The organism is Sphingomonas sp. Leaf357, from assembly GCF_001423845.1.
Lineage (GTDB): Bacteria > Pseudomonadota > Alphaproteobacteria > Sphingomonadales > Sphingomonadaceae > Sphingomonas.
In genome coordinates this window covers 81,238-96,587 of sequence record NZ_LMPM01000001.1, presented here as the reverse complement: position 1 = coordinate 96,587, position 15,350 = coordinate 81,238, and the positions used below count along the sequence as shown (strand labels likewise).

General features: G+C 66.6%; 16 protein-coding genes. 6 read left to right on the top strand and 10 right to left on the bottom strand.

Translation table 11 applies throughout. The features are described from left to right. Nucleotides 1-98: 98 nt before the first annotated feature. The 4 genes from infC to ASG11_RS00525 form a co-directional block, all read right to left on the bottom strand. Nucleotides 99-602, bottom strand: coding sequence for a translation initiation factor IF-3 (infC, locus tag ASG11_RS00540; RefSeq protein ID WP_055773958.1), 504 nt, complete (start codon nucleotides 600-602; stop codon nucleotides 99-101). A gap of 117 nt (nucleotides 603-719) precedes the next feature. Beyond that, nucleotides 720-2,705, bottom strand: a complete 1,986-nt coding sequence (gene thrS, locus ASG11_RS00535; protein ID WP_055779937.1) for a threonine--tRNA ligase — start codon at nucleotides 2,703-2,705, stop codon at nucleotides 720-722. Between the two features lie 246 nt (nucleotides 2,706-2,951). Continuing rightward, the gene (locus tag ASG11_RS00530; protein WP_055773957.1) at nucleotides 2,952-3,365 is read right to left on the bottom strand and encodes a hypothetical protein; all 414 of its coding nucleotides are present in this window, start codon (nucleotides 3,363-3,365) and stop codon (nucleotides 2,952-2,954) included. A 51-nt stretch (nucleotides 3,366-3,416) separates the two neighbouring features. Continuing rightward, the gene (locus ASG11_RS00525; protein WP_055773955.1) at nucleotides 3,417-4,247 is read right to left on the bottom strand and encodes an LD-carboxypeptidase; all 831 of its coding nucleotides are present in this window, start codon (nucleotides 4,245-4,247) and stop codon (nucleotides 3,417-3,419) included. A 126-nt stretch (nucleotides 4,248-4,373) separates the two neighbouring features. Here ASG11_RS00525 and ASG11_RS00520 point away from each other — a divergent pair, with 126 nt between their 5' ends. The 3 genes from ASG11_RS00520 (at nucleotide 4,374) to ASG11_RS00510 (ending at nucleotide 6,792) form a co-directional block, all read left to right on the top strand. After that, the gene (locus ASG11_RS00520) at nucleotides 4,374-5,774 is read left to right on the top strand and encodes a UDP-N-acetylmuramate--L-alanine ligase (RefSeq protein ID WP_055773953.1); all 1,401 of its coding nucleotides are present in this window, start codon (nucleotides 4,374-4,376) and stop codon (nucleotides 5,772-5,774) included. Between the two features lie 54 nt (nucleotides 5,775-5,828). Beyond that, nucleotides 5,829-6,083, top strand: coding sequence for a DUF6356 family protein (locus tag ASG11_RS00515; RefSeq protein WP_055773951.1), 255 nt, complete (start codon nucleotides 5,829-5,831; stop codon nucleotides 6,081-6,083). 160 nt (nucleotides 6,084-6,243) lie between these two features. After that, nucleotides 6,244-6,792 carry a CHAP domain-containing protein gene (locus ASG11_RS00510; RefSeq protein WP_055773949.1) on the top strand — a complete coding sequence of 183 codons (549 nt, stop codon included), beginning with the start codon at nucleotides 6,244-6,246 and terminating at the stop codon, nucleotides 6,790-6,792. Between the two features lie 42 nt (nucleotides 6,793-6,834). Here ASG11_RS00510 and msrB read toward each other — a convergent pair whose 3' ends face one another. Next, the gene (gene msrB / locus ASG11_RS00505) at nucleotides 6,835-7,326 is read right to left on the bottom strand and encodes a peptide-methionine (R)-S-oxide reductase MsrB (RefSeq protein ID WP_082472511.1); all 492 of its coding nucleotides are present in this window, start codon (nucleotides 7,324-7,326) and stop codon (nucleotides 6,835-6,837) included. Nucleotides 7,327-7,503: 177 nt separating this feature from the next. Here msrB and ASG11_RS00500 point away from each other — a divergent pair, with 177 nt between their 5' ends. Then, a complete protein-coding gene (locus ASG11_RS00500) occupies nucleotides 7,504-8,325 on the top strand; it encodes a hypothetical protein (protein ID WP_055773944.1) in 822 nt (273 codons plus the stop codon). Here ASG11_RS00500 and ASG11_RS00495 read toward each other — a convergent pair. The 3 genes from ASG11_RS00495 to ASG11_RS00485 form a co-directional block, all read right to left on the bottom strand. Continuing rightward, nucleotides 8,312-9,553: a cytochrome P450 gene (locus ASG11_RS00495; protein ID WP_055773942.1), complete on the bottom strand. Its 1,242-nt coding sequence runs from the start codon at nucleotides 9,551-9,553 to the stop codon at nucleotides 8,312-8,314. The genes ASG11_RS00500 and ASG11_RS00495 overlap by 14 nt on opposite strands. A gap of 93 nt (nucleotides 9,554-9,646) precedes the next feature. Further along, complete coding sequence (locus ASG11_RS00490) at nucleotides 9,647-10,885, bottom strand: ABC transporter permease (RefSeq protein ID WP_055773940.1); 1,239 nt, start codon at nucleotides 10,883-10,885, stop codon at nucleotides 9,647-9,649. Then, nucleotides 10,882-11,820 carry an ABC transporter ATP-binding protein gene (locus ASG11_RS00485; protein WP_156363596.1) on the bottom strand — a complete coding sequence of 313 codons (939 nt, stop codon included), beginning with the start codon at nucleotides 11,818-11,820 and terminating at the stop codon, nucleotides 10,882-10,884. The genes ASG11_RS00490 and ASG11_RS00485 overlap by 4 nt, the downstream gene beginning before the upstream one ends. A 42-nt stretch (nucleotides 11,821-11,862) precedes the next feature. On the opposite strand from ASG11_RS00485, the gene queG reads away from it, so the two are divergent. Beyond that, nucleotides 11,863-12,903, top strand: a complete 1,041-nt coding sequence (gene queG / locus ASG11_RS00480) for a tRNA epoxyqueuosine(34) reductase QueG (protein ID WP_269083360.1) — start codon at nucleotides 11,863-11,865, stop codon at nucleotides 12,901-12,903. Between the two features lie 125 nt (nucleotides 12,904-13,028). On the opposite strand, the gene ASG11_RS00475 is transcribed toward queG, so the two are convergent. Both ASG11_RS00475 and ASG11_RS00470 read right to left on the bottom strand, forming a co-directional pair. Next, the gene (locus tag ASG11_RS00475) at nucleotides 13,029-13,403 is read right to left on the bottom strand and encodes a hypothetical protein (RefSeq protein ID WP_330218883.1); all 375 of its coding nucleotides are present in this window, start codon (nucleotides 13,401-13,403) and stop codon (nucleotides 13,029-13,031) included. Beyond that, complete coding sequence (locus ASG11_RS00470) at nucleotides 13,400-14,101, bottom strand: EI24 domain-containing protein (RefSeq protein WP_055773939.1); 702 nt, start codon at nucleotides 14,099-14,101, stop codon at nucleotides 13,400-13,402. Before ASG11_RS00470 ends, ASG11_RS00475 begins: the two co-directional genes overlap by 4 nt. A gap of 222 nt (nucleotides 14,102-14,323) precedes the next feature. On the opposite strand from ASG11_RS00470, the gene ASG11_RS00465 reads away from it, so the two are divergent. Beyond that, nucleotides 14,324-15,319, top strand: coding sequence for an adenosine kinase (locus ASG11_RS00465; protein WP_055773937.1), 996 nt, complete (start codon nucleotides 14,324-14,326; stop codon nucleotides 15,317-15,319). Nucleotides 15,320-15,350 lie beyond the last annotated feature (31 nt).

Genomic DNA, 15,350 nt, shown 5'->3' with positions numbered 1-15,350 from the left:
TGCGTGACGCTAGGGAATGCGGGAGAGTGCCGCCGCCGGCTGCAAATCGCGGATGTCGCATTTGCAGCCAGCCGGCGTGTAATATTTTGTGGCCGAGCTTATTTGGGTGCGAGCACCATCAGCATCTGCCGGCCTTCCATGCGCGGATAGGCTTCGATCTTGGCGACTTCGACCACATCGGCCTGCACGCGCTGGAGCAGCGCCATGCCGAGCTGGCCGTGCGAAAGCTCGCGGCCGCGGAAGCGCAGGGTGATCTTCACCTTGTCGCCCTCGCCGATGAACTCGTTCACCTTCTTCATCTTGGTGTCGTAATCGTGGTCGTCGATGTTCGGACGCATCTTGATCTCCTTGATCTCCTGCGTCTTCTGGCTCTTGCGGGCGAGGTTCGCCTTCTTCTGCGCCTCGTACTTGAACTTGCCGACATCGAGGAACTTGGCGACCGGCGGATCGGCGTTGGGCGACACTTCGACCAGGTCGAGACCGACCTCGCGCGCCTGCTCCATCGCTTCGCGGGTGTACATCACGCCGAGATTTTCGCCGTCCCCGTCGATTACGCGGACCTTGGGCGACTGGATGAATTCGTTGAAGCGAGGGCCGTTCATCGGCGGCGCCTGCCGGTTTATAGGGGGTCGGATAGGTGTAGCTCCTGTGGTTTCAACAGCTTTATATAGGGGTTTTTGGTGGTCGGCGAAAGATGCTCCCGCCGACCATCTTCGGGCTTACTTTTGATCCGGTGCCTTCGCACCCTCGACCAGCATGGCGATGGCCGCATCCAGCGTTAGGAACTGCTGCCGGTCGCTGCCCAATTGGCGCAGCGCGACGGTGCCTTCCTCGGCTTCGCGCTTGCCGACGACCAGCAGGTTAGGGACCTTGGCCAGCGAATGTTCGCGCACCTTGTAGTTGATCTTCTCGTTGCGCACGTCCGTCTCGACGCGAAGGCCCGCCGCGCGCAATTTCTCCGTCACCTCGTTCGCATAATCGTCGGCGTCGGAGACGATCGTCGCCACCACCGCCTGCACCGGCGACAGCCAGAGCGGGAAGCGCCCGGCATGGTGTTCGATCAGGATGCCGATGAAGCGTTCGAACGTGCCCAGGATCGCGCGATGCAGCATCACCGGGCGATGCCGCTCGCCGTCCGCGCCGACATAGCTCGCGTCGAGGCGGTCGGGCAGCACGCGGTCGGACTGGATCGTGCCGACCTGCCATGTCCGCCCGATCGCGTCGGTCAGGTGGAATTCCAGCTTCGGCGCATAGAAGGCACCTTCGCCGGGCAGTTCCTCGAACTTCGCTTTGATCGGCTCGCTCAGGTTGGAGAGCAGCACCGCCTGGCGCAGTTCGTCCTCGGCCTTGTCCCACATCGCGTCGTCGCCGAAGCGCTTGTCCGGGCGCAGCGCCAGCTTCACGGCATAATCCTCGAAGCCAAGATCCTTGTAGACCGAATCGAGCAATTCGCAGAACTTCTGCACCTCCTCGATCAACTGGTCCTCGCGCACGAAGATGTGCGCATCGTCCTGGGTGAACTGGCGCACGCGCATGATGCCGTGCAGCGCGCCGTGCGGCTCGTTGCGGTGGCAGCAGCCGAATTCGGCCATGCGCATCGGCAGGTCGCGGTACGATTTGATCCCCTGGCGGAAGATCAGCACGTGCGCCGGGCAGTTCATCGGCTTCAGCGCCATCAGATCGGCGGTGCCACTGAAGATCGCCGCCTCATCGTCCGTGTTCGGAATCTCGTCGGGCACGACGAACATGTTCTCGCGATATTTGCCCCAATGCCCGGATTGCTCCCATTGGCGCGCGTCCATCAGCTGCGGCGTCTTGACCTCGACATAGCCCGCCGCGTCCAGACGGCGGCGCATATACGCCTCCAGCTGGCGCCACAGCAGGAAACCCTTGGGGTGCCAGAATACCGACCCCTGCGCCTCGGACTGCAGGTGGAACAGGTCCATTTCCTGACCGATCTTGCGATGGTCGCGCTTGGCGGCCTCTTCCAGCCGGAAGAGATGCTGGTCGAGCTGTTTCTTGTTCAGCCACGCCGTGCCGTAGATGCGGCTGAGCATCGCGTTGTTCTGGTCGCCGCGCCAATAGGCGCCCGACACGCGAGTCAGCTTGAACGCCGTCGGGTCGAGCTTGCCGGTCGAAACCATATGCGGACCGCGGCACATGTCGAGCCACGCGCCCTGGCGATAGATCGTCAGTTCCTCGCCATCCGGCAGTTCGGCGGCCCATTCCGCCTTGAACGTCTCGCCCTGCTTCCGCCACGTCGCGATCAGCTGCTCGCGGCTCCACACTTCGCGCACGAACGGCTCGTTCTTGGCGATGATCTTGCGCATTTCCGCCTCGATCGCCGGCAGATCCTCGTCGGTGAACGGCCGCTCCTTCGGCGCGAAATCGTAATAGAAGCCGTCGTCCGTCGCCGGGCCGAAAGTGATCTGCGTTCCAGGAAACAGATGCTGCACCGCTTCGGCCATGACATGCGCGAAATCGTGACGTGCCAGCTCCAGCGCGTCCTTTTCGTCCTTCGCCGTCACCAAAGCGAGGTTCGCATTGCCCTCGAACGGGCGCATGATGTCGCGCAGTTCGCCGTCCACCCGCGCCGCGATCGCCGCCTTGGCGAGGCCCGGGCCGATCGCCGCCGCGATATCCGCCGGCGTCGTGCCGGGCGCGACTTCGCGCACGGAGCCGTCGGGAAGCGTGATCGAGTACATGTTCATCGGTAGAAATCCTGTCGAATGCGTGCGCCTATGCACCGGATGGCGGCCGGAGTGAAGCGGTCAGGAAACAGGAGGGAGCGGCCGTGTCTCTCACCCGTTTCGCGGGTGGAGTTTCGGCCGGACGTGTCAGTGAACGCGCGTACCGAACTCCCCCCGGAAGACCGGGGTGGTGGTAGTGGGGAAAGCGCGGCGTACGAACATGGGGCGGATATAGCGTATCGCGAGCCGCTCCGCCAGACGTCAGGCCGCGCGCCGCAGCGCGCCGCCCGGCGAGTCGAGCAGCAGCAAGACCCCGGCGATATGTCGCCGTACGCGGACATTGAACCACTCGACCCGCGCCTGGATCGCGTCCTGATCCATCGGTGTCTCGCGGGCGACGAGCGTTCTGACGCTGGTGCGCAGATCCTCGCTGAGCGCGATGCACTCCGCCTTCAGCGCGTAAACCTGCCGCCGCACGCGGTCGTCCGGGCTGGTCATCAGCGGTTCGAACACCTCGCGGTGCACGAACATCTGGTACGATCCGATCAACAGCGCCGCTTCGGTGCACTTGGCCTTCACCGTGCCGGTGAGCAGAGGGTCGCGTTGCGCGAGAACCGCCTCGCCCGCCGCTATCGAGCTTTCGATCCGATCGAGATAATCCTGGAGCTTGCGCAACGCGGTATTCCCTTCGCCGCACGGAATATCGCGAAAGCCTTACGAAAGGCTTCAGCTGTGGCCGAACGGCACGACCTTGTTGTCGCCGTCATGGCCGATATCGGCGCGGCCGAGATAGGGCACCTTCATATCCGCGCACCAGCGCACGATCATCGTCTCCTCCGCCTCGCCCCAGGGCGGATCGTTGGGCTGGACATCGCCGATCCGGCCCAGCCGCACGCCGGCGATTCCCTTGAGCTGCGTCGCCTGCGACAGCGTGAACAGCATGCGATCGACGCGGTACATCGGTTCGGAAATTTCCTCGATCATCAGCACGTGATCGGTCAGATCGGGCAGCCACTGCGTGCCGATCATCGCGGTCAGGATCGACAGGTTGAACGCGGCGACCGGATGTTTGTCGATGCCCGAACCCCTGATACTCGGTTCCAGCCCGCGCCGGTCCTTGTCGACCATCCAGCCGAGCGAGCGCGTAACGACGGCATCGCCGTTCGATCGCGTCACGTCGCCGACCATCGGCGCGTGCACCGGCCGGCCGATCCGCCGCGCATAGAGCGCGCCGAGCAGGAACCCCATGTCGGAATAGCCGAGCCAGCTCTTCGCTGCCGCCGCCGGGCCGAGCTTCGGGATCACCGCATCGAGAATCCGGTTCGAGCCGTAACCGCCGCGCGCGAACCACAAGGCGTCGAACGCCGGATCGTTGGCGAATTCCAGGAACGCGGCGGCGCGCACCGCGTCCGGCCCGGCGAAATGCCCCGCGTTCAGGAAGCATTGCGGGTGGAACACGAGATCGACCGTCGGATAGGCGATCGCGGTCACGGCGGTGGCGCGCGCCGCGATCGCCTGCGTGATGGAGCGGGCAGGGGCGACGATTCCGATCCGCATTGCAAAAATCCCCGTTCGTTTCGAGCGAAGTCGAGAAACCTGTGCCCGATCCCCGATTTCTCGACTTCGCTCGAAACGAACGGAAAGGGGGTGGTGCTTCGCTACCACCCGCGATAGCGCGCACCCATGGCGGACGGCAAATCCTACTTCTTCGTCGGCGTCGGCGGCAGCGGCATGATGCCGCTGGCGATGATCCTGGCCGGGCGCGGCGCTCGCGTCGCGGGTTCGGATCGCACGCTCGATGCCGCGCGCCTGCCGGCCAAGTTCGACGATCTGAAGGCCAAGGGCGTCGCGCTGTTCCCGCAGGACGGCAGCGGCATCACCTCATCCGACCAGATCGTCGTCGCCTCCGCCGCCGTCGAAGACACCGTCGCCGACATCGTCGCGGCGGAGCGGGTGGGGGCTCGGCGCATGTCGCGCGCGGAATTGCTCAGCAGCCTGTTCGATGCCAGCGCGCTGCCGATCGGCGTGGCGGGGACCAGCGGCAAATCGACCGTCACCGGCATGATCGGCTGGATCCTGCACGCGCTGGGCCGCGATCCGACCGTGATGAACGGCGCGGTGATGAAGAATTTCGCGCAGGCGGACGCGCCTTTCGCCAGCGCGCTGGTCGGGCAGGGCGATGCGTTCGTCAGCGAGGTGGACGAGAGCGACGGTTCGATCGCGCTCTATTCGCCGAAGATCGCCGTGCTCAACAATGTCAGCCTCGACCACAAGTCGCTGCAGGAGTTGCGCGCGCTGTTCGGCACCTTCGCGGCGAAGGCGGCGACGACGATCGTCAATGTCGGCGACCCCGAATCCGCCGCGCTCGCCATGACCTTGCCGCCCGCGCGCCGCGTTACCTTCGCGGTCGAGGCCCCGGCGGATCTGAGCGCGGAGAACCTCGCGCCCGAACCGTTCGCGATCGGCTTCGAGCTCGTCGCGGACGGGGTGCGCCAGGCCGTCCGCCTGTCGGTACCGGGCCGGCACAACGTCTCCAACGCGCTCGCGGCGCTCGGCGCGACCCGCGCCGCCGGCGTGCCGCTGCCCGACGCGATCCGCGCGATCGCGGGGTTCACCGGCCTGAAGCGTCGCTTCGAACTGGTCGGCACGGGTGCCGGCGTCGCGGTGATCGACGATTTCGGCCACAACCCGGACAAGATCGCCGCCACGCTCGAGACGCTGCACGCCTTTCCCGGACGCCTGCTGATCCTGTTCCAGCCGCACGGATACGGCCCGCTGAAGATGATGCGGCGCGAACTGATGGTGATGTTCGCCACCGAACTGGGCGTCGAGGACGTGCTGGTCATGCCGGATCCGGTCTATCAGGGCGGGACCGTGACGCGCGAAGTGACCAGCGCGGATATCGTCGCCGGCATCGCCGTCGCCGGTGCGCAGGCGCTGCACATTCCGGATCGCGCGGCGGCGGCGGCGCACCTCGCCGCGATCGCCCGGCCCGGCGACCGCATCGTCGTGATGGGCGCACGCGACGATACGCTGAGCCTGCTGGCGGCGGACATGCTGGCGCAGGTCGCCGCCAAAGGCTGACACCGGGCGGCGCGTGTGATATCGTCCTCCAGCCCCAGCCAGAGAGGTTTCGCCATGTTCCGCCGCCTGTTCCTCGATCACCCCGAATCGGTCGGCGAGAGCTTCGGCGAGCATTTCCAGGTCGCGTCCAGCTTCGGTCTGCGCATGATCTGGGGCGGCCTGCGCTGCGCGACGCATGCTTGGCTGCCCTTCGCTTGGAAGACCGCGGGAAGCGATACGGTGTTCGCGCTGCACAAGGAAATGCTGGCCAAGCGCGCCGCGAAACGCGCCGATGTCACGCAGATGATGACGGTCGAATACGTCATCTGACCGCGCCGATGTCGCCCATCGGGCGTTCCTCGGGGCGTTCATCGTGCGGCAAACTCACTTCGTCCTGAAAGGTTCCCTGTCGCTGCCCGGCGGGGTTTTAACCGTCCTAAAGACCTGCTTACAGACGCTCACGAGTTGAGCGGGACCTGAGGGGGTTTCAATGAATTTTCGGGCTTTGGCAGCGCGTTTTGCGCTGGTGTTATCGTGCGTCCTGATGACGGCCACGCCTGCCAGCGCGCAGTTCTGGCAGTGCGCACCCTATGCCCGCACGATCTCCGGCATCGATATCCACGGCAATGCCAACACCTGGTGGAGCCAGGCCGCCGGCCGCTACGAGCGCGGCAACACGCCGAAGGTCGGCGCGGTCCTCAGCTTCCAGTCGAGCGGCCGCATGCGCCTCGGCCATGTCGCGATGGTCTCGGGCGTGGTCAGCGACCGCGAAGTGCTGCTAACCCACGCCAATTGGTCGCGTCGCGGCGGCATCGAACACGACGTGCGCGCGGTCGATGTCTCCGCCAAGGGCGACTGGAGCATGGTCAAGGTCTGGTATGCCGGCACCGGCGATCTCGGCACCACCGCCTATGCCGCCAACGGCTTCATCTATTCGGGCACTGCGCCCAAGGCCGACACGCTGCCGCCGGTGACGATGGCGTCGAACGGCGACGGCAATGTCGGCATCCTGTCGCTGGTCGATCGGGTGGCGTTCTAACCCCAAGCTCCTCCCCTGAAGGGAGGGGGTTGATGTGGCGGCCTATGCCGTCCCCGGCCGGAACGTCATCGCCACGCCGTTCATGCAATAGCGCTTGCCGGTCGGCTTCGGCCCGTCGTCGAACACATGGCCGAGATGCCCGCCACAGCGGCGGCAATGCACCTCCGTCCGGCTCATCCCCAGCGATCCGTCCTCGCGCGAGCGCACGGCGTTGGGCAAGGGCTGCCAGAAGCTCGGCCAGCCGGTGCCGCTGTCGAACTTGGTCTTCGACGAAAAGGCCGGGAGCGCGCATCCGGCGCAGGAGAAGATGCCCGCGCGATGCTCGTCGTTCAGCGGGCTGCTGAACGGTCGCTCGGTGTCTTCATGCCGCAGCACCTGATAGGCGGCGGGGGACAGCTTCGCCTTCCACTGCGCGTCGCTCATCGTCACTTCGAACTTTTCCTGCGCGGCCGTGGCCCCGCGACAGCCGAACAGCGCGAAGGCGGCGGCACCGGAGCCGGCCAGGGTGAGGAAAGTGCGTCGATTATGGGGCATGTGACATCCGATCGTTGGCCGCTGCGACATAGGTACGCGGCGACGGGATTTCGAGATGCGGAAACCGGCGTCGCGCGTCGCGCGATTGACTCCGATCCGCCCGCGTCGCACCCTGCAAGTACAGGGCGGGGGCCTTGATGTCGTCTTCAAGTCGAAGTCGGTGGGAGGGGGCCGGTCATGCCGTTTCGTCACGCTCATCTTTATATACTCGCGCTGATCGCATTGACGGTCCTGGCCTTCTGGCCGACCTATTTCTCGATCCTGTCGACATCGCCCTGGGGCTTTCACTTCCACGGCATCACCGCGACGCTGTGGCTGTTCCTGCTCGCGCTGCAAAGCTGGACGATCCACGATCGACGCTTCGCGCTGCACCGGTCGCTTGGCATGGCGAGCCTCGCGGTCTTTCCGCTGTTCCTCGCCGGCGGTGCGGCGGTCGTTTCGAGCATGGCCTCGGCCACGCTGAACGGGGAGCTGTTCTATCAGACCTATGGCGCGCGGCTCGGCATCATGGACAGTTCGTCGGTCGTGCTGCTCGGCTATCTCTATCATCAGGCGTTGAAGCATCGCCGCAGCGTGCAACTGCATGCCCGCTATCTGCTCGCCACGCCGCTGCCGCTGATCATGCCGATCGTCGGCCGCGTGCTGAACCATCTGGTCCCGCCGCTCGCGATCCACGGCCCGCAGGATTTCCACCTCTTCGCCTGGGGCGTCCGCTGGGCGAGCGTGGTGGGTATCGCGATCACCGTGTGGCTCTATGCCACCGCACCGCGCCACGGCCGGCCGTTCCTGGTCGCCGGTGCCGTGATCGTGGCCCAACAGATCTTGTTCGACAGCGTCGGCTACACCTCCGCCTGGCAGAACGCATTCCTGGCGTTCGGCCGCGTACCGGTGATCGTCGTGGTGCTCGCCACGCTGGCGGTCGGCGCGGGGTTGAGCTGGGCCGGCTGGATCGCCGGCGCCCGTCCGAAGCGCGCCGCCGCCGCGCTCAATAGCGGCTGATCTCAACCGGCAATGTCTTGTAGCCATGGACGAAGCATTGCGCGACGCGCTCCGGCTCGGCCACCACGTTCACGCGCATCCGCCGCTTCGCCATCTCCTCCAGCAAAGTCGCGATCTGCAATTCCGCCAGCCGCGCGCCGACGCAGCGATGGATGCCGTGCCCGAACGCCAGATGCCGCCGCGCATTCGGACGATCGACCATGATCCGGTCGGCATCCTCGAACACGCTCTCGTCGCGATTGGCCGAGAGATACCACATGATCAACTTGTCGCCGGCCGCGATCTCGTGCCCCATCAGCTCGGCATCGCGCGTCGCCGTGCGGCGCATGTGCGCTAGCGGCGTCTGCCAGCGGATCAGCTCCTGCACGCTGTTGCCGATCAGCGACGGATCGCCCTCCAGTTGCGCGCGCGCATCGGGGAATTTGTCGAGTCCGTAGGCGAGGCCGCTCATCGTGTTGCGCGTCGTATCGTTGCCGCCGACGATCAGCAGGATGAGATTGCCGAGGAATTCGAGGTGATCCATTTCGCGCATCGCGTCCGAATGGAGCATCATGCTGATAAGGTCCGGCGTCGGCGGCTGGCCGACCTTCTGGTCCCACAGTTTCTGGAAATAGCCGCCGCATTCGTACATATAGCCGAGCCGTTCGGCGCGCTTCGTCTCGTCCTTGGCCAGTTCGATATCGCCCGCCCAATCCGACCAGAAGGTCAGCTTGCGCCGGTCCTCCCATGGAAAGTCGAACAGGATCGCCAGCATCTGCGTGGTCAGTTCGATCGCGACGGTATCGACCCAGTCGAACTCCTGCCCCCAAGGCAGCGAATCGAGGATCTCGGCGGTGCGCCGCCGGATGTCGTCGCTCATCCGCACCATTTCCGATGGCGTGAAGGCGGGGGCGACGGTGCGGCGCTGGCCGGTATGCTTGGGCCGGTCCATCGCGATGAACATCGGCATCTTCACCGCATCGTCGCGCTCGATGAAGTCGGCGATGGTGATGCCGCCGGCCTGCGAGGAATAGATGTCGGGCAGCGATTCGATTTCGACGATCGGCTTGTAGGACGAGATCGACCAATAGGGCCCGTAATCGCTATGCTCGACGCGGTGCACCGGCGCGGTTGCGCGCAGCGTGCGGAACGGCGCGTGCCAGGTGTCGTCGCGGTACAATTCCGCACGGCTGACATCCAGCGGATCGACCGCCGGCCCTTCGGCCGCGTCCTTGAGTAAAGTCGCCATCCTGCCTCTCCGATATTTTGAAGAGAGTGGAGCGCTAACTGACACTAAGGTCAATAGTGATTGTTCGCCCCTCTCCCGACGGGAGAGGGAATATCAGCGCCCGAACAGCGCCTTCAGGTTCAGCTTGCCCGATCCCGACTGCAGCACCCCGCGCCGGAATGCGCGCGCACCGATCGTGATGACGATGCCGACCCACAGCAACTGCCACGCCAGCGCCAGCACATGCGGCCACACCTCCGGCGCGTTCGCCGCGCGCGCCGCCATCGCGAAGGGGGAGGAGAGCGGGAACCATTCGGCGAACGTCGCCACCGCGCTGCCCGGCCGCGACGCCGCGACCGAGGCGAGCCCGAACATCGCCACCTGCACGATCGTGATCGGCAGCGACAGCATCTGGATCTCGCGCATCGTCGAGGCCTGCGCGCCGACGCTCAGGAACACCGCGCCGAGCAGCAGATACGCCATCGTGAAATAGGCGAAGAACAGGACGATATAGGCCGGCATGCCCACCGCCGGGCCGATATTGGCGAGGCCCGCGGCCATCGTCGGCGGCATCAGCGTGCTGATCTGGCTCACCAATGTTCCCCAGAAGGCGACGAACAGCACCGCCACGCCGAACATGCCGAGCAGCTTGCCGAGGAACACCGATTCGAGCGGCACCGCGGCGGCCAGCACCTCGATCACCTTGTTGCTGCGTTCCTCCGCCATCGTGCCGACCGCCTGGCCCGCCAGCAGCAGGGTCAGGAAGAAGATGCCGAACACGGTGAAGAACGCCGCCTGGTTCTTGCCGCCGATCGAGGCCTTGGCGCGGACGATCGAGTGCTTGGTCGCTTGGCTCAGCGGTGCGGCGTCACCGATGCGGCCGACCCGCAGCGTCTGCTCGGCCAGTTCGGCGAGGTAATCGGCGGTGCGCGATCCTTGCGCGCCGTACAGGATCGACGGTTTGTCGAGCGGCCCGTACAGGACCGAGGCGACGTCGTAATCCTTGGCCTGCAATTCGGCGCGCGCCTTGGCCGCCGGATCGGCGTCGGGCGTCTCGGTGGTCAGCGGCGGCGGGCTCTCGTCGCGCCCGCGGAACACGCGGCGCATGCGCTCGTCGACCGCCTTCATCACTGTCGCCTGTTCGGGTGGGACGATCGCGACGATCCGTTCCTTGCCCTCGGAACCCGAGGCGACGGTCGCCGCGCCCAGCCCGCCGATCGCGCCGAACGATCCCATGATCAGCGGCGCGAACAGGAAGATCAGGAAGGTCGGCGTGAACACCGTGGCGATGAAATCGCGCCGCGCGATGGTCAGCGTCTGGCGGATCAGGCGGCGGGTGTTGCTGGTGCTCATGCCGCGTCCTCCAGCGTGCGCGCCTCGTCGTCCAGCGCATCCGCGCCGACGATCCGCACGAACGCGTCGTGCAGCCCCGGTCGCTCGATCGACAGGCCGGAAATGCCGAACCCGGCGTCGATCAACGTCTTCAGGATCCCTTCCGCCCCGTCGTCCGGCACGGTGAAGGTCCAGCCGTTGCTGCCGCGCGCCGCATCGGCCGGCAGCAGCGCCGCGATACCTTCCCCGTCGCTGCGCGGCACGTAATGCGCGCGCAGCGGCAGCGTGCCGCGCGCGTCGGCCACCGTGCCCTCGAACCGGCGCTTGCCCCCGGCGATGATCGCGAGGCGATCGCACAGCCGTTCCGCATGCGCCATCACGTGCGTCGAGAACAGGATCGTCGCGCCCCGGTCGCGCTCGGCCAGGATCAGCGCCTCCAGCCGCTCCTGATTGACCGGGTCCAGCCCGGAAAACGGTTCGTCCAGCACCAGCAGGTCGGGCCGGTGCACCACCGATCCCAGCAACTGCACCAATTGCGCCATGCCCTTCGACAGCTTGCGGATCTTGGTGTCGACCGCATGGCCGAGCCCCGCCGCCTCGAGCAATTCCACCGCGCGCTTGCGCCCGGTCTTCAGGTCCAGCCCGCGCAGCGCGCCGAGGAATGCGATCGCATCCTTGGCCTTCATCGCCGGATACAGGCCGCGTTCCTCGGGCAGATAGCCGACCCGGTCGCTCGCCTCGCGCGGACGATCATGGCCGAGCAGCGTCCGGCTCCCCCCGTCCGGCTCGATGATCCCCAGCAGCATGCGCAACGTCGTCGTCTTGCCCGCGCCGTTCGGCCCGAGCACGCCGTAGATCGTCCCCTTCGGCACCGCGATATCGACCCCGTCGACCACGCGCCGCCCGCCGAAATTCTTGATCAGCCCGGTCGCGCTGATCGCCAGTTCGCTCGTCAACGAAAATTCCCCTGAAATCACGGTCCGTGGTAGCGGGGCGATGTGCCGCAAGACAAGCCACTCACTGACCGCCTGAAGGCGAAAGCCATGGAATTCGGCTTCGTCGCGTGCGGTGTGGCGCGCGCCGATGCCGCGCCGCAGACCGCCGCCCGCCTGCGCCAGTGGCTGTCCGAGGGGCGGCATGGCGACATGATCTGGATGGAGGAGCGCGCCCATCACCGCGAATCCCCCGCCGCTCTGTGGCCCGAGGTGCGCTCGGTCATCGCGCTCGGCATGAGCTACGCGCCCGCCACCGATCCACTCGCGCTGGCGGGCGAGGGGGAAATCGGGCGCATCTCGGTCTATGCGCAGGGCGGCGATTATCACGACGTTGTGAAGCGCAACCTGAAGGCGCTGGCCCGCTGGCTGGTCGCGGAGATTCCGTCCGACCTGAAGGTGTTCGTCGATACCGCGCCGGTGATGGAAAAGCCCTTGTCAGAGGCGGCGGGGCTGGGCTGGCAGGGCAAGCACACCAATCTCGTCAGTCGCGATCATGGCAGCTGGCTGTTTCTCGGCGCGATCTACACCACGCTCGATCTCGCGCCGGACGTGCCGGGCAGCGATACGTGCGGCAGTTGCGACGCGTGCCAGCGCGCCTGCCCGACCGATGCGTTCCCCGCGCCTTACCGCCTCGATGCGCGACGCTGCATTTCCTACCTGACGATCGAACATGCCGGGCCGATCCCGCACGAATTCCGCGCTGCGATCGGCAACCGCATCTATGGCTGCGACGATTGCCTCGCGGTGTGCCCGTGGAACAAGTTCGCCGCCTCGGCCAGCGCCAACCTCGCCTTCGCGCCGCGCGCCGAACTCGCCGCGCCGGATCTGGTGGACCTGCTGGCCTTGGACGATGCGGGCTTTCGCCAGGTCTTCGCCGGCTCCCCGATCAAGCGCATCGGTCGCGACCGCATGGTGCGCAACTGCCTGATCGCGGCCGGCAATAGCGGATCGGCGGCGTTGGTCGCGCCCGTGTCGCGATTGCTGGACGATCCGTCGCCGGTGATTCGCGAGGCGGCGCAGTGGGCCTTGGCGCGACTGTGCTAAGACTTAGCCACCCCCGTCATCCCGGACTCGATCCGGGATCCCGCTGCCTTGCCCCGCACCAAGTGGAAGAAGCGGGATCCTCGCCTCCGCGAGGATGACGGAGGTGATTTACCTCGTCCGCACCCTCACTTCCCGTTGCGCGCCCGCATCGCCAGCGCCGAAACACAACTCGCCCGGTCCACCGGGCTGCCATCGCCCTGCCGCGTGTCGAGATAGGTGACCACCGGTTCGGCCGATCCCTTGGGGTAGAGATACGCGTCCAGCACGCAGGTCGCGCTGCTGAACTGCAGCTTGCGCGCATTGCCCTCCATCAGGTCGGCGGTCGGCGTGCCGAAGCGCGCGACCAGCCCGCGGGCGTTCTGCCCGATCACGCCTTCCAGGCCGAACGTGCCGGTCGGGATCGGCACCGGCGCGGCGCGGGCCGGGCGCGGGGCGGATCCGCCGGACGCGCACCCGGCGAGCGCCAGCCCTGGCAGCAATACAAGCATCGCGCGCTTCACGTCCGTTCCCCCCGAAATCTCTGATGGAAGCCCATATGGAACCAGTGCGTGGCCATCGCCGCCACTATAACCGGTGCGGCGAGGTTGACGATGGGCAGCACGAACAGTCCGGTGCCGATCAGCCCGAGCACGAAACGGCTGATCGCGGTCGATCCGCGCCACGCCTTCAGGTCGGCCGCCGCGACGTGGCGCACCGCGACCATGTCGCCCAGATCGCGCCCCAGCAGCCAGCCGTTGACGACGAAGAACAGGATCGCCGGGCCGACCCCGGTGAACAGCAGCAGCAGATAGATCGGCGACAGCGCGATGTTGACGATCAGGAAGCGTCCCGCCGATCCCAGGCCCATCGCGATCGATCGCCCGATCGCCACGGGGCGCGCGGCGGCGAGCCTGTCAGGATAATGTTTCGCTTCCACGGCCAGCACGATCTCGTCGGCGAACAGCCCGATCACCAGCATCGCCACCGCGCGGAACAGCACGCCCGCCGCGATCAGCGCGAGGATCGCCGCCACCACGCCGGCGAAGTCGTACACCGTCTCCCCCGCGCCCGACCACGCGATCAGCCACAGCATCCCGAACCAGCCGCCCACCCCCAGCACCGCGAGCAGTATGACGGTCAGCAATAGCGATTTCAGGAACACCGCGACGAAGCGCCGGTCGCCGAGCTGCGCGATGGAAAGGTAGAGCGCCTGGATCATGGTGAGGGTTTAGAGGGTTTTGAGACGGGAAGCGATCACCTCCAACACCGTCCGCCCTGAGCCTGTCGAAGGGCTGTCCTGTCTTCGCCTGCGGGTAGAAGGCAGGCAGTGCTTCGACAGGCTCGGCACGGACGGGGCTGGGGGCGGGGTGCCGCATAGTTGCGTCGACGCGCGCCGCCCCCTAGTGCGCGGTCATCCCAATTCCGCTCAGGAGCGCGCACCTTGACCACCCCAACTTACGACGTCGTCGCCATCGGCAACGCCATCGTCGATGTCCTGTCGCAGTGCGACGATGCCTTCATCACCTCGGAAGGCATGGCCAAGGGCTCGATGCAGCTGATGTTCTCGCCCGAGGACGCGGATGCGCTCTACGCCAAGATGGGTCCGGGGATCGAGGCGTCGGGCGGTTCGGCGGCGAACACCGTCGCCGGCATCGCGGCCTTGGGCGGCAAATGCGGTTTCATCGGCCAGGTCGCGAAGGATCAGCTCGGCGATGTCTTCGCGCACGACATCCGCGCGATGGGCGTCGCCTTCGGCACCGCCGCGCGCGATGGCGAGCCGACCACCGCACGCTGCCTGATCTTCGTCACGCCCGACGGGCAGCGCACGATGAACACCTTCCTGGGCGCGTCGCAATACCTGCCCGAGGCGGCACTCGATCACGCGCTGATCGCCGATGCCGCGATCCTGTATCTCGAAGGCTATCTCTGGGATCCCGAGGAGCCGCGCGCCGCGATGCGTGCCGCGATCGAGGTGTCGCGCAAGGCCGGCCGCAAGGTCGCCTTCACGCTCAGCGACGTGTTCTGCATCTCGCGCCACGGCGGTGATTTCCGCAAGTTGATGGCCGATGGCCTGATCGACATCATGTTCGCCAACGAGGCCGAGATCCTCGCGCTGATGGAGATCGAGGATTTCGACGCCGCGGTCGCGGCGGCGGCGGCGGACGTGCCGATGCTGGTCGTCACGCGCAGCGAAAAGGGCGCGATCGCGGTCTCCGGCGGCAAGACGACCTCCGTCCCCGCCGCGCCGGTCGAGCGCGTCGTCGACACGACCGGGGCGGGCGACCTGTTCGCCGCCGGTTTTCTCTCCGGCCAAGCGAGCGGCAAGAGCATCGAACAATCGCTGAAGCTTGGTGCGTTGTGCGCCGCGGAGATCATCAGCCATGTCGGTGCCCGCCCGCAGGTGGACCTGAAGGCGCTGGCCGCAAAGATCGACTGAACCCTCGTCGCCCCGGCGAATGCCGGGGCCG

Coding starts and splice junctions, on each gene's coding strand:
- ASG11_RS00490 (WP_055773940.1), bottom strand. CDS start 10,885: ATGAGCACCAGCAACACCCGCCGCCTGATCCGCCAGACGCTGACCATC.
- thrS (WP_055779937.1), bottom strand. CDS start 2,705: ATGTACTCGATCACGCTTCCCGACGGCTCCGTGCGCGAAGTCGCGCCC.
- ASG11_RS00500 (WP_055773944.1), top strand. CDS start 7,504: ATGCCGTTTCGTCACGCTCATCTTTATATACTCGCGCTGATCGCATTG.
- ASG11_RS00470 (WP_055773939.1), bottom strand. CDS start 14,101: ATGATCCAGGCGCTCTACCTTTCCATCGCGCAGCTCGGCGACCGGCGC.
- ASG11_RS00520 (WP_055773953.1), top strand. CDS start 4,374: ATGGCGGACGGCAAATCCTACTTCTTCGTCGGCGTCGGCGGCAGCGGC.
- infC (WP_055773958.1), bottom strand. CDS start 602: ATGAACGGCCCTCGCTTCAACGAATTCATCCAGTCGCCCAAGGTCCGC.
- ASG11_RS00515 (WP_055773951.1), top strand. CDS start 5,829: ATGTTCCGCCGCCTGTTCCTCGATCACCCCGAATCGGTCGGCGAGAGC.
- ASG11_RS00495 (WP_055773942.1), bottom strand. CDS start 9,553: ATGGCGACTTTACTCAAGGACGCGGCCGAAGGGCCGGCGGTCGATCCG.
- ASG11_RS00525 (WP_055773955.1), bottom strand. CDS start 4,247: ATGCGGATCGGAATCGTCGCCCCTGCCCGCTCCATCACGCAGGCGATC.
- ASG11_RS00510 (WP_055773949.1), top strand. CDS start 6,244: ATGAATTTTCGGGCTTTGGCAGCGCGTTTTGCGCTGGTGTTATCGTGC.
- msrB (WP_082472511.1), bottom strand. CDS start 7,326: ATGCCCCATAATCGACGCACTTTCCTCACCCTGGCCGGCTCCGGTGCC.